This is a genomic window from Haemophilus sp. 27098_8_127, assembly GCF_041433495.1.
GTDB lineage: Bacteria > Pseudomonadota > Gammaproteobacteria > Enterobacterales > Pasteurellaceae > Haemophilus_D.
The window spans coordinates 90,385-102,595 of record NZ_JAPWBP010000003.1 but is presented as its reverse complement, the minus strand read 5'-3'; the positions used below and the strand labels follow the sequence as shown (position 1 = coordinate 102,595).

Genomic DNA, 12,211 nt, shown 5'->3' with positions numbered 1-12,211 from the left:
TATTAATTAGACCAATCAATACTATACAAAAATGTTTGTCCGCGTTTTTTACAGCACTTGTAAGGGCGCCATAATGCCCAGGCATAACTACCATTTTCAGATAGCATACTTGGCGGGTTATCAGGGAAAATAGCACAAGACTGTGAAGTAACCGGGTGAAGCTGTTGCCATTTATGTGTCTTTTCATCCCCTTCTTTCACTGGAGGGGGAAACCACTCACCATTCGATTGATTATCTTTTTTCGCAATCGGTATATATACATGTGGTTGGAAAGTATTTGTCACAACATCCGCTACTCGATGCGCTGTTACAGCTGAAGCTTTATAGTCATGAACTTGTGTTACTGTACCCGCTCGTGGATAAATATTTCCCCAAGTGTCTCCATTTGCTCTAATTTCTCTCATACCTGGAATAAGCGCTTCAGGATAAACCATTTCCGGAACACCAAATCGCCATGCTAAAAAGTCCAAACCACTCAAGTAATAAGGCACAAAAGGCGTTGTCTGACTTTTGCAGTAATACCCTGTACTATTAAGCATTTGACTAATCGCCCCCTGCGGATGACCGATTACATCAACATTTTTAAATGTTGCTTGCGTGTAGTCTTTGTGTGGTGATTGATAATCTCCACCTTTTACCCCATTGCTAAGGAAATTCATTTCCACCCAAGGATTTTGAGCCTGATGGTTATAACTTGAAACCACTACCTCGGGAATATAGTGTTTTATTTTCGTAGATGTCCGGATCTTACAGCCGAATTTTGTACAAAATAGCCAAAAACAAGTGCCCACGACCTTATAATCTAAACAACTTGTCGAAGCACTTGATGCCATAATTGATGCAGTATTTAAAGAAGATTGACCGGACTCCGAAGCTTGCCCTGAAATACTGGTCAACGCAATTGCAATACAAAGCCCGGATAATGTCATTTTTTTCAATTTCATCTTGTCCCCTCTTTTGTAATCTCTCGTTGCCATAAACTTAATGCCTGAGCAATATTGGTTTCGCCATATATGACGCTATCCTCTTTTCCCGGATATTGAAATAAAATTGCAGGCACCTTCTTGATTCCATTTTGCCAACCACTTATAAGGCCCTGATAAGAACGCTTTAATTGCTCTTCAGACTGTTTCCATTCAGCAGACTGAAAAATCTGAGATGCTTGCTGAGCTGCTACACTAGGATTCGCACTCAATCGCTGACTAATCAAATTTTCCCATTGCTCAACTTGATCAAGTAAATACACCTGGCTTGCAAGCTCCGCGTGAAGAATTGGATAATCTTGTGTTGAATAAACAGTAATTATGGGATTAGGCCCCTGGGCGAACACTGATAGTGGTAACAAACCGAAAAGAAACAGTGATTTTTTTATAGACATAACCATCCTTTACGATGAAATTGGATAGTTGAAACATTAACGAAATGACAGGGGGGAATATATAAAAAATTCTTTTTGATTTTGAGATAAATTCTCCATTTCCAAAAAACAATTTTTGATAGAGATTCGACAGCCTTATTAAGTATGATTGGACTTGATAAGTCGCTGTGCAAACAGCTCTTATAAGTTGCACGATTCTTGAGAAGCAACGCCTTGCCTTAGTGCAAGTAGAATCATAGCCAAAATGTTATCCAGCATTCTGAAAGGATACTCTACGCAATCGTAGGAATGCCACCTTAAAGACCTTCCGAGGGAAAATGATTTCCTTCGGGCATGTCATTTTTCCAAGGAATTTTTTATTTCACATTAGGAGAATGACTATGTCCTCATCCACTCAATTGGAACACTATGATGTTCCATCAAGTAACCCTCTTGAAACTCCAACATTATCATTCCGTGTGGGAAAACACTTGGGCCGTTTTTTCGTTGCAGCTAAAAACAAAGCAACCGACAAATACAAACAAGTAACATCTGGTATCAATCAAAGCATTGAAGACGAAGAAGCTCGTCGGCTTTGCGAATTACAAATGATGCTAGATAGCCAAGCGGAAGAATATGAGGCAATTATTGATGATGTGCAAAGAACGTGGTTAAAACGAACAACGTTATTTAGCATTTTATTTTTGATTGTCGGTATTGTTGGTACAGTGGGTACTCTTTACTACCTTATGCATTAACATTGCATAAGCTATTCATTTTCAACCCTAAGGGGAATTTTTACCCTTAGAGGTAAAGGTTTCCCTTGCTGTAGGAGAAAACTTATGAAAGTGACATTACATAACAGTTGTTTAGCTTATTTAGCCAAACATAATGACTCAGAATCTCTAATAGAGGAAGTTCGCACTCAAGCATTAAATGCCTGGGAAAATCGAGGAAAAGATGTATCTTCTACTCGTATTATGGTGAATATCCCTAGTCAATACGGACAGAAATATCACTTCTTTACAGTTTCGCCATACGCAAACCGTAAAGATTTGTTAAGTGTAAGGGGGTAAACATGATTAAGCGTTTACTCAAGCTTGTTAGTTCCAATTGGGACAAAAAAACAATGCTGCTGGTTTCTGAAGATTTTCGTAAAATCGGCACTTACATCTTAGGTATTGCGTTTGTCGCAATGTTTGTTCAGAATGACAATATTCCGCTACTTCTTGCCATTATCATTATGATATTTGGCGGAATAGCTTGGTTCTGTGGTGTGTTGTTAGCTAAATATTGCAACAACTTAATGGAGACAGACGGAGCGTAACGTATGAATATTACGTTAAACTGGAATGGGTTCCTCTTTGCAATTGTCTTTGTACTGTTTTTTATGGGAACAGTTGCTTTTATTGGCGTGCGATCATTAAAACGCCAACAAGAGCAAAAAGCACAAAGCAAGAAAACACATTCCCTTGGTGTTAATTCATAACTGAATTAATACCTGCAACCTTTACAACAAACCTTGATCATGCCATTGGCGTGTTCAAGGTTTTCTTTTACCCGACTGGGAGCAATTTCCCATTCGGGGGGTTGTTCCCTTTTTTTGTTGGAGAACAACCATGAAAAAAAGAACTCAACCTGCCAAAGATTTATACCAACAAATTACAGACCAAATTCTCGAAGCATTAGAACAAGGTGTGATGCCATGGCAAAAACCTTGGGATAGTAGATGGCCACAAATGGCTATTCCATGCAACGGTGAAAGTGGTCGTCAATACTCTGGGATCAATGTACTTCTGCTTTGGATGAGCGCCATTAGAAAAAACTTTACTCAACGCAAGTGGGTAACTTTTCAAGGGGCAAATCATCTAGGTGGTCAAGTTCGCACAGGTGAAAAAAGTACGGTTATTATTTTCTATAAACAAAATATGTTTGAAGAAAAAGACGATAGCGGAAATGTTGTACTTGATGAAAACGGTGATCCGAAAATGAAGTCATCTGTATTTATTCGTGGCCATCACGTGTTTAATATTGAACAGTGTGAAGGTTTAGAAAAATACTATGAGGAATTTCCTGAACCGGAAAAATCTTCTGAAATGCAAGCTCGTCCGGATTTAGATGTATTACCCAATAAAATGGGTATGCAGCTGTATAACAAAGCACAAGATCGTGCTTGTTATATGCCGAGAAAAGATTGCATTGTGATGCCGGATTTCAAAAAATTCAATACAGCTGACGACTACTATGCAACTCTACTGCATGAATGCGGTCATGCCACCGGGCATAAAGACCGATTAAATCGTGACGGTGTAGCTAAATTTGATAAATTTGGTTCTGAACAATATGCATTTGAAGAATTAATAGCTGAACTCACAAGCGCCTTTACCTGTGCGCACGTGAATGTTTGCAATAATATTTCACAAAATGCAGCGTATATTGAACATTGGATTAACGCATTAAAAGCCGATAAAAAAGCTATTTTCCGAGCATCTTCTCAAGCACGTGAAGCAACACAATTCTTGTTAAATGCTCTCGAATTAACATCGAATGAAGAAGCAAAATTAGCGGCTTAGCCTCAATTAAACCATTCTAACGTTTTTTGTTAGAGCTCTCATAAACCACCCTTTGGGGAGTAATCCTCAAAGGGGATTACTCCCGTTATTTTAGGAGTAATCTATGGATTTCGAGAAAAAATTTACCGCACTTTTTAAGTCGATTGCACCACAATATCGACGTTCTGAAGTGTTTTACGACTTTATTACAATCTTTGCCCTAGAGTTCTATCTTATCCTATATGGTGCACAAGCAGACGAATCGTTGAGACAACGCTATCAGAGTGCAGCTGGGCATTATAATGAGGATGAAATACAAGCTCTCAGTCGCCTTTTCAACATTATTGTTGAAGCTTTGGAGCATAAAACCTATGATTTCCTAGGCTCCGTGTTCATGGCGTTAGATTTAGGTGATGAATATAAAGCTCAATATTTCACACCTAGTCACATTGCACACTTAATGGCAGCAGTAACTCTATCAGATTGTCATAGTTTAATTAAAAAACGTGGCTTTTTGACATTGCAAGAGCCAACTTGTGGGTCAGGCGTAATGATTATTGAGGCTTATAATTATTTGCGCGAAGAGGACTTCAACCCTCAGCAACAAATGTGGGCTCAAGCAAGAGATTTGGATTTTACTGCAGCATTAATGTGTTATATACAAATGACACTCTTGCATATACCGGGAGAAGTCATTATAGGTAACACCCTTAAAGATGAGGTGAATTACCATTTATACACACCTGCTCACATAATGGGAAATTGGAACAAAAAATTGGAGAGTGCAGATTCCTATACTGAAGCAGAATATCAAGTTATTGAACCTGAACCAGTAGAAGAACCCCCGCTTGACATTGATTGGGAAAATGAACCTATGTTTTATTAGAAAAAATGCACTTACTTTAAAAGTAAGTGCATTTTTTTATTTATACAGATTTAAGCTCTACTTTGCTTTGCTCTACTTAGGGAACCAATATCCTAAGCTCTTCTAAACCACAACATGAAATAACAGGCTCTTTATCAGAACTATCTAATGGATGAACCCCCGCTTTAAAGTAAACCTCAATAGCCTCAGAAAACATAATATCCCCAGCAAAAATAGCACTAACATCAGCCCTTCCATACTTTTGAATAAAGTCACTAAATTCATCTTTTAGAAATGCATCTTGTGTCTTTGATTTTAATAGATACTTTTCTAACCGACTATAATAAGTAGAATCTTTATATTTCTCATCAGTGAAATATATTTTTTCAACATTTTTATTTGGGCATAACCTATTTTTGACCTTTTTGAAATGGGATATATTATCTGCATTGACATAAACCTCTACCCACTCAAAGCCTTGAAGTTCACCTGCATCATTTTCAATTTTTTTTTCAATTTTTAGTTTAATGAAATTTGTCATAAATTGACTCCTAGTTATTTAAATCCTAACTGCTTAGACAATATATTTTACATTAAATTCTTCATAAAAAAGAATTTATTAGTTAATTCTTATTCTCTCTGTTATAAATACCTTTTAGTCTCGCCACTGTTGATTTAGATAAATCATATCGTTTCATTACTGTTGAAATAGAATCACCAGCTTTAAAATCCGCATAAATCTTTTTACGTATTTTATCTGTCACTTTAGGTGGACGGCCGCCTAATGCATTTTTATGACCTGAAGCAAGTTTTGTTCGCTTCCCTTCCTGAGTACGCTCAACAATAAAACTCCTTTCCAATTCAGCAAAAATACCTAACAATTGAATTAAGGCCATCCCCATAGGATTGTTTTGGGTTCGGGTATCTATTCCTTGTTGTATTGCAACAAAACCAATATTTTTATTCTTAAATAGTTCAAGTGTATTCAAACACTGAGCAAGACTCCTTCCTAAGCGATCAAGCTTAGTTACTGCAACGACATCACCCTCTCGGATATAATCCAGTAGTTCATCCAATTGTGCTTTATTTTTCTCAGCTTTACCGGAATGCTTCCCTGAAAAAATTTTCTTACAGCCGTATTCTTTTAATACTTGAATCTGTTCACTTAGATCCTGCTGTTGAGTTGATACTCGAGCAAATCCTATTAATGCCATCTTCTCTCTTAAAATTATTTAAAAATGTTATTAAATGACTGTTGGTTATTTCTTTTAGCTAAATTTATACCAGCTTTTAATCCCTCTCTAAATGGAGTACTTCCAAGCGGTGTCAATGGTTGAATAGGTGCTAAAGGTAGCAATGCAGATGCCCCCATAATCATTCTATAACCTTCTTCAAAGCCTTTTTGATAATCATAGTCCATAATTAACTCCTTTATTAAAAATTCAATACTTTTTAGACTACCTAATATTGCCAGTCTAAAATCTTACCCTTCTCTAGTTTTTAGACCGTCTAAAAACCAAAATCAAAGTTTCTAGACAAATAATATAGATTTAGCTCTGTATCATCATTGATAATTTATTTTTATCTTCAGGAGAGTTTCTAAATAAAGCTACTTAGTATTGGATAGGATGTTTAGAATTAGTCATTTTTAAAATACTGACCCAACTATGAAACGCCATCTACTCTATATCACGTGTATTATTGCAACTCAAAGCCTTGAATCTATAGCTAATATAAGAGACCCTCACGAAGGAGGGATTTGTCACGTTGAAGCAGAATACTTTTATCCAGGAGTATGGGAAAAATATGGCGAAAAGGAGTTGATTTGTAACTACTGGAAATTTTTAGGTGATGAAGACCGAAGAACATTAGAATCAGAATTAAACGAAGATACAACAGAATCAGAGAATGAATATAGCGATTATGATAGCCTGGATGAAATGTACAGTGAATAAATCTATCCATTATGAACTAATTAGTTTAAAATAAAGACTAATTTTTAATAAGCAACAATTTGATTTTATTACATTTTTATGTAAATTTTATAAAAACTATATCTAGATATTGGGGTCATTTAAAGATAAATATACCGTATGAAAATTTATATGGGAATTTATCAATATGCAAATACAGAGATTTTTATCATTAATCATGACCGTTTTATCAAACTTCAATTTAGATCATTTATCTACCTTTGTAACTGAATTAACCGATCTTTCAATTGGTATTGGATTTATGTTCTTATGTATGAGTCTATTTTTATGGGTGTACAAAAAAAAATGAAATATTGGTCCAAAATGCCGAGTAGATGGGTTATTGACGGTGGTCTAAAAAAATTTAGATACTCATCTAATAACCAAAATCAAATGAATGCAGCAAATATTGCTGCATTAATGATATTTTTAATTATCGTAAGTAAGGCACAAAAAGATGAATTTAATGATGAGTTGATAACAAATTTTACTTATAAAGAATTTTCAGAGAGTCTAGGTATTAGTAGGCAATCTATAAGCATGGGATTAAAAGTATTGGAATCCAATAATATTATTTCAATTAAGAGAATTGGAAGAACAAACCAATATATAGTAAATCAAAATGAAGATAAAACGTGGTGTAAAGTCCCAATTCATGAGCTAGAAGGCATATTTTGTAGAAGCTTCTCGTTGCGTTCACAAATTGAATTGTATGCACTAAAATTATTCATTTATTTTTCTGCAATAAGAGATAAAAAGTTTAAGTATTCAATGGCATCTTATCTCAAGATAACTGAAAAAACAGGAATTCCAAAAGGGTTTATAAAAAAGACATTATCATTCATGCTGGTAAATGAACTACTCAGCAGAGTTGATAGAGGATACGATAAGGTTAATGGAGAGAAGGTTAATTTACCTAACCAATATTACCTAAAAAATTATAATGAACTGATATATCCTAATAGATAAAATGATGGGGAGCCAAGCTCCCCATTGTTTCATTATTTTTCTAGCCGCTGCCTAGAACTCCTTCTACTTGCTCATTATAAGCTGGCCGAAGTTGCACTCTGCGGGTCCCTGCTATGTTTTATGACCGAGGGGACATTTACCCTGTCAATCTAATCTCTTAGATGTGCTTAATGTTAAGTATTTACTAATTAAATGTCAATCTAATTTTAACTCTTATGATTAATTCTTATGATTAACTCTTATGATTAACTCTTATGATTAACTCTTATGATTAATTCTTATGATTAATTCTTATGATTAATGACAATAGCTAATCGTTACTTAAAACTCATTTAATCGGTGCAAATAATGTAACTGCTGAGATCATTTCAACTTGTTTGCAATATTGTCTAATCACTGCTGCCGCGCTTTCAAATGTTGTTCCTGAAGAAGATATATCGTCAACGAGTAATACATGTTTAGCATCAGCTGGTAATTTTACATGATCACCACAAAAAATATGTAAGTAGCATCTATTCTTCGGAGCTATGTCTTTTATTGATAATCTCCCTTCGCTTCTCTTTAATGCAGTAATTAAGGACTGTTTTTTATCTGGGGGAATTGTGTTATCACTTATAACATCCTCAATCAATGTTTGAGGCGTTTTTTTTCTGAGAAAATTATCAATAATATTTATGTTAAATTTTTGCTGCAATAAACAAGCTAAATTACGCCCAATACTATGTTTAGATGGCATTAGTATGATCACATCAAATGGTTGTTCGATATGTTCTTCAAATGGATATTCATCAATCAGTTTTTTAGCGTATTCATATACAGCATCGATAGTTTCAATATCTGTTGTTAACCCTTCAGCTCCTTTCATGGCATACAACATGGGGCAATTATCACCGATAGGTCTGCATTTCCCTCTTCGTTCTTTATAACGCCTAATTATAGAGTATATAGTTATTTCTCCATTATGTTTTAATATGGTTTCTTTGCTAGGGTAAGAAGCTATAACAACCTGGTTATCTTTAATTTCAAACTTCATATTTTTCTTCTTTTTTTGTAATTGTTATTATTGTAGCAAAAAAAACAAAAGGTTAAAGGAATCCCTAACGGGATTAAGGGTAATGTAATAAAGGTAACCTTTCCAAGGGAAAGGTCTTACCTAAAAAGGCCAAAAGGCTTTCAAAATGGCTTTAATATTTATCTCCGATTTAGAATTATTTATTTATTGAGATCGATGCATAAATCAATATTCTTTTACAAAAAAGGTTCTGAGTTATGCTTTCATCTATTTTTCATAAAATCAGAGGGAAAAAACAAGATTCCCTTAATATCACATCCTCTCTAAAAAATCTTAATTTATCAACATTCAAAGTGGATGATGAGGGATGGATAACCCCCTTTACTGCGTCAGAATTACTCAATTCTGAATTACGCCAAAAATACTTAAATTTACTTTGGCAACAAGTATCAATGACGCAAGATATGTTTAATGAGCTCTATAAAAAACCTATCGAGCGCTACGCTGAAATGGTTCAACTATTACCTGCCTCAGAATCACATCATCACTCACATTTAGGTGGTATGCTTGATCATGGCCTAGAAGTTCTTTCATTTTCAGCTAAATTACGACAAAGTTATGTATTGCCACAAAATGCTGCTCCGGAAGAACAATCTAAGCAACGTGATGCTTGGACTGCAGCTGTTATTTATGCTGCATTGGTTCATGACATTGGCAAAGTTATTGTTGATATAGATATACAATTAAAAGATGGTTCTCGTTGGTTTCCTTGGTTAGGAGTACCAACTCAACCTTATAAATTCAAATATATTAAAGGACGAGATTATGATCTTCACCCGGTTATGGGTAGTTTTCTTGCAAACTATTTAATTCCTAAAGAAGCATTTGCATGGTTAGCAGAATACCCGGAAGCTTTTTCAGCTTTAATGTATGCCATGGCTGATCATAAAGATAAAGCTGGTTTATTATCTGAAATAGTACAAAAAGCAGACCAAAATAGTGTAACTCTTGCACTAGGTGGAGACGTATCAAAACTGACTCAGAAACCTATAACGTCATTTGCAAAACAACTACTCATGGCTTTACGTCATTTACTGCAACATAAATTTAAAATTAATACACCTAAAGGCCCATCTGATGGTTGGCTTACAGAGGATGCACTATGGTTAATGAGCAAACCCACTGCAGACCAAATTCGAGCTTATTTATTGGAGCAAGGCATATCAGCTCCAGCTGACAATCCTAAATTATTTAGTGAAATGCAATCGCTGGGGATTATTGAAAGTACAAATGATGGTACAGCAATTTGGCATTGTCGAATTAAAGCTGATTCAGGCTGGTGCCCACCTAAAGCATTTTCTTTACTCAGAATTAAACCGGAAGTAGCTTGGGAAAATCTTAATGACAGACCAGGTATATTTTTAGGTCGAGTCGATATTGAAAATGAAGAACAATTAAATTCAGCTGAAGATACTAAAGAAGAAAATTCAGTGATTATGGAATCTGAAATGCAGCTTCCTACAATAACAGGCGCACTGAATAAACCGGATTTGTCTGAAAATACATCCTCTCAAAACACTCAAATCAATACCCAAAACTCAGAAACCGAGACGGATATGACTGATTTGGTAATGAATTTATTTTCACCTGTAGAAGAATCTCAAGACTCTACTGATAAAAAACCATCTCAAGAAAACGAAATAAATAAAATCGCCTCTACCCCATCTATAACAGTGGGTGATGATACAAAGGAAACTGAGGCTGTCTCAGGAGAGATTTTTGTTGAATGGCTAAAATCCGGAATTATCGGGAATACCCTAACTATTAATAATTCAAATGCTAAATTACATATAGTCAAAGGCAAACTTTTCCTTGTAACACCTGGAATCTTTCAGCTCTTTTTCAATAGTAAGGGCATTACCAACTTTACTAAAAAAGATATCGAAAATTTGCAATATAGTTTCCAAGACCTTAAATTACACAAGAAATACCATCAATCAAACAATGATAGTATTAATTTTTGGCGCTGTAAGGTTATTGGCCCAAGAAGAACCTCTCAATTGATTGGGTATTTGATTGATAAAACCGACTATTTTTTCGGTAATAGAATTCCAATTGATAATTTGCATTTATCACTTATTGAGGAAAATGAAAGTGAATAGAACCACATTTGATATGTTACTTAGTAATTTTTTTTATACCGTCATTTACGTATAGATACTATTAAAAGCTATGAAAAAGCAATTAGACAATTACAGAAAAATTGCAACCTTCAATATCCTGATGAAATATCAGAATCATTAATACTCCAATGGAGAAAGAGAGTTGTTGGACAATCTATCATTGAAGTGACTTGGAACAGCTATATTCGTCAGCTAAAGACTATTTTCAAATTTGGAATTGAAAAACAACTCCTCCCATTTACAAAGAACCCTTTCGATGGTTTGTTCATTAGAGAAGGAAAGAAGAAAAGGAAAGTATATACTTCTTCAGATTTAAAAAAACTTAGCTTTGGAATCACTGAATCAAAGCATCTTCCTCCTATTCTTCGCCCATTATGGTTTACTAAAACCATAATTATGACTTTCCGCTATACGGCAATTCGACGCTCTCAGTTAAATAAATTAAGAATTAAAGATGTAGATTTGCTGAATCAAGTTATTCATATTCCATCTGAGATAAATAAAAATCACGAGTATCATATACTTCCTATATCAACTACACTTTATCCTTATTTAAAGAAATTATTAACTGAACTAAGTAAACTGAATCAGCCTGTAGAATCTCAACTATTTAACATTAATTTATTTTCAAATGCTGTTAAACGAAAGGGAGAGAAAATGACCAATGACCAGGTGAGCTATATCTTCAAAGTTATTTCAAAATATACGGGGATTATCAGCTCCCCTCACAGATTTAGGCATACAGCAGCAACAAATCTAATGAAAAAACCTGAAAACCTATATATAGCCAAACAATTACTAGGACATAAAGATGTCAAAGTTACATTGAGTTATATTGAAGATAATATTGATTCAATAAGAGAATATACAGAATTGCTTTAGATAGGTATGCAAGGGGCATCCAAGGGTGTTCCTTGCAAAAATAATTTAAACCGCTCGTTCTAAGCTTATTCATCCTTATAAAAATATTTTTAAAATTAGTACGTTCAGGCTTTACAAACTAGTATTTTTGTGTAAGATCTAACCTATCCACAGAGCGTTAGTGGGTAGATCATGGTGTATTGGCTAGGTACACGGAATTGGTCTAAACAAATAGTTTTCAAACTTAAATGATGTACACAAGGGATTTAAAATCCCTCGCCTTTCGAGGCGTGCCAGTTCAAGTCTGGCTTCGGGCACCATTTTAAATATAAAAAGAAGATTGTCGCGTAAGCGGCTTTTTTTATACCTAAAATTTAGCTTTTCTACTTTTTGACTAAGTCATTTATGACTTGTTATCTAACTAAAACTCACTAAAAAA

16 protein-coding genes are annotated in these 12,211 nt (G+C 34.8%); 10 read left to right on the top strand and 6 right to left on the bottom strand.

Annotation, left to right across the window (positions count from 1 at the left end; translation table 11 throughout):
• Positions 1-2: 2 nt before the first annotated feature.
• Both O3746_RS04795 and O3746_RS04790 read right to left on the bottom strand, forming a co-directional pair.
• Positions 3-944: a TIGR03756 family integrating conjugative element protein gene (locus tag O3746_RS04795; protein ID WP_011271853.1), complete on the bottom strand. Its 942-nt coding sequence runs from the start codon at positions 942-944 to the stop codon at positions 3-5.
• Positions 941-1,378, bottom strand: coding sequence for a TIGR03757 family integrating conjugative element protein (locus O3746_RS04790; protein ID WP_020910030.1), 438 nt, complete (start codon positions 1,376-1,378; stop codon positions 941-943). Before O3746_RS04790 ends, O3746_RS04795 begins: the two co-directional genes overlap by 4 nt.
• 380 nt (positions 1,379-1,758) lie before the next feature.
• Between O3746_RS04790 and O3746_RS04785 the strand changes: the two genes are divergently transcribed.
• The 6 genes from O3746_RS04785 to O3746_RS04760 all read left to right on the top strand — a co-directional run bounded on the left by O3746_RS04785 (position 1,759) and on the right by O3746_RS04760 (position 4,795).
• Positions 1,759-2,115, top strand: a complete 357-nt coding sequence (locus O3746_RS04785; RefSeq protein WP_044509376.1) for a hypothetical protein — start codon at positions 1,759-1,761, stop codon at positions 2,113-2,115.
• 84 nt (positions 2,116-2,199) lie between these two features.
• A complete protein-coding gene (locus tag O3746_RS04780) occupies positions 2,200-2,433 on the top strand; it encodes a hypothetical protein (RefSeq protein ID WP_005653503.1) in 234 nt (77 codons plus the stop codon).
• Positions 2,434-2,435: 2 nt separating this feature from the next.
• Complete coding sequence (locus O3746_RS04775; RefSeq protein ID WP_005687602.1) at positions 2,436-2,684, top strand: hypothetical protein; 249 nt, start codon at positions 2,436-2,438, stop codon at positions 2,682-2,684.
• Positions 2,685-2,687: 3 nt separating this feature from the next.
• A complete protein-coding gene (locus O3746_RS04770) occupies positions 2,688-2,846 on the top strand; it encodes a hypothetical protein (protein WP_005667862.1) in 159 nt (52 codons plus the stop codon).
• Between the two features lie 130 nt (positions 2,847-2,976).
• Positions 2,977-3,930, top strand: coding sequence for an ArdC family protein (locus O3746_RS04765; RefSeq protein ID WP_020910028.1), 954 nt, complete (start codon positions 2,977-2,979; stop codon positions 3,928-3,930).
• 103 nt (positions 3,931-4,033) lie between these two features.
• Positions 4,034-4,795, top strand: coding sequence for an N-6 DNA methylase (locus O3746_RS04760; protein ID WP_020910027.1), 762 nt, complete (start codon positions 4,034-4,036; stop codon positions 4,793-4,795).
• A gap of 76 nt (positions 4,796-4,871) precedes the next feature.
• Here the strand turns inward: O3746_RS04760 and O3746_RS04755 are convergent, their stop codons facing one another.
• The 3 genes from O3746_RS04755 to O3746_RS04745 form a co-directional block, all read right to left on the bottom strand.
• A complete protein-coding gene (locus O3746_RS04755; protein ID WP_020910026.1) occupies positions 4,872-5,315 on the bottom strand; it encodes a hypothetical protein in 444 nt (147 codons plus the stop codon).
• An 82-nt stretch (positions 5,316-5,397) separates the two neighbouring features.
• Positions 5,398-5,988 carry a recombinase family protein gene (locus O3746_RS04750; RefSeq protein ID WP_020910025.1) on the bottom strand — a complete coding sequence of 197 codons (591 nt, stop codon included), beginning with the start codon at positions 5,986-5,988 and terminating at the stop codon, positions 5,398-5,400.
• Positions 5,989-6,002: 14 nt separating this feature from the next.
• The gene (locus O3746_RS04745) at positions 6,003-6,194 is read right to left on the bottom strand and encodes a hypothetical protein (RefSeq protein WP_005653495.1); all 192 of its coding nucleotides are present in this window, start codon (positions 6,192-6,194) and stop codon (positions 6,003-6,005) included.
• Between the two features lie 247 nt (positions 6,195-6,441).
• Between O3746_RS04745 and O3746_RS04740 the strand changes: the two genes are divergently transcribed.
• Both O3746_RS04740 and O3746_RS04735 read left to right on the top strand, forming a co-directional pair.
• Positions 6,442-6,729: a hypothetical protein gene (locus O3746_RS04740; protein WP_070583400.1), complete on the top strand. Its 288-nt coding sequence runs from the start codon at positions 6,442-6,444 to the stop codon at positions 6,727-6,729.
• Positions 6,730-7,035: 306 nt separating this feature from the next.
• Positions 7,036-7,716 (top strand): ArsR family transcriptional regulator, encoded by a 681-nt coding sequence (locus O3746_RS04735; RefSeq protein ID WP_232088508.1) that lies wholly within the window; start codon positions 7,036-7,038, stop codon positions 7,714-7,716.
• A gap of 328 nt (positions 7,717-8,044) precedes the next feature.
• Here O3746_RS04735 and O3746_RS04730 read toward each other — a convergent pair whose 3' ends face one another.
• Positions 8,045-8,749, bottom strand: coding sequence for a phosphoribosyltransferase (locus O3746_RS04730; protein WP_118796317.1), 705 nt, complete (start codon positions 8,747-8,749; stop codon positions 8,045-8,047).
• 236 nt (positions 8,750-8,985) lie between these two features.
• Here O3746_RS04730 and mobH point away from each other — a divergent pair, with 236 nt between their 5' ends.
• On the top strand, positions 8,986-10,890 hold the full coding sequence (gene mobH / locus O3746_RS04725; protein WP_197560273.1) for a MobH family relaxase: 1,905 nt from the start codon (positions 8,986-8,988) through the stop codon (positions 10,888-10,890).
• Positions 10,891-10,950: 60 nt separating this feature from the next.
• Entirely contained in the window at positions 10,951-11,793 is an 843-nt protein-coding gene (locus O3746_RS04720) for a site-specific integrase (RefSeq protein WP_112081793.1), read from the top strand.
• Positions 11,794-12,211 lie beyond the last annotated feature (418 nt).

Bases quoted from the DNA above. Each gene is read 5' to 3' on its own strand.
- O3746_RS04795 (WP_011271853.1), bottom strand. From the start codon at position 944: ATGAAATTGAAAAAAATGACATTATCCGGGCTTTGTATTGCAATTGCG.
- O3746_RS04790 (WP_020910030.1), bottom strand. From the start codon at position 1,378: ATGTCTATAAAAAAATCACTGTTTCTTTTCGGTTTGTTACCACTATCA.
- O3746_RS04785 (WP_044509376.1), top strand. From the start codon at position 1,759: ATGTCCTCATCCACTCAATTGGAACACTATGATGTTCCATCAAGTAAC.
- O3746_RS04780 (WP_005653503.1), top strand. From the start codon at position 2,200: ATGAAAGTGACATTACATAACAGTTGTTTAGCTTATTTAGCCAAACAT.
- O3746_RS04775 (WP_005687602.1), top strand. From the start codon at position 2,436: ATGATTAAGCGTTTACTCAAGCTTGTTAGTTCCAATTGGGACAAAAAA.
- O3746_RS04770 (WP_005667862.1), top strand. From the start codon at position 2,688: ATGAATATTACGTTAAACTGGAATGGGTTCCTCTTTGCAATTGTCTTT.
- O3746_RS04765 (WP_020910028.1), top strand. From the start codon at position 2,977: ATGAAAAAAAGAACTCAACCTGCCAAAGATTTATACCAACAAATTACA.
- O3746_RS04760 (WP_020910027.1), top strand. From the start codon at position 4,034: ATGGATTTCGAGAAAAAATTTACCGCACTTTTTAAGTCGATTGCACCA.
- O3746_RS04755 (WP_020910026.1), bottom strand. From the start codon at position 5,315: ATGACAAATTTCATTAAACTAAAAATTGAAAAAAAAATTGAAAATGAT.
- O3746_RS04750 (WP_020910025.1), bottom strand. From the start codon at position 5,988: ATGGCATTAATAGGATTTGCTCGAGTATCAACTCAACAGCAGGATCTA.
- O3746_RS04745 (WP_005653495.1), bottom strand. From the start codon at position 6,194: ATGGACTATGATTATCAAAAAGGCTTTGAAGAAGGTTATAGAATGATT.
- O3746_RS04740 (WP_070583400.1), top strand. From the start codon at position 6,442: ATGAAACGCCATCTACTCTATATCACGTGTATTATTGCAACTCAAAGC.
- O3746_RS04735 (WP_232088508.1), top strand. From the start codon at position 7,036: ATGGGTGTACAAAAAAAAATGAAATATTGGTCCAAAATGCCGAGTAGA.
- O3746_RS04730 (WP_118796317.1), bottom strand. From the start codon at position 8,749: ATGAAGTTTGAAATTAAAGATAACCAGGTTGTTATAGCTTCTTACCCT.
- mobH (WP_197560273.1), top strand. From the start codon at position 8,986: ATGCTTTCATCTATTTTTCATAAAATCAGAGGGAAAAAACAAGATTCC.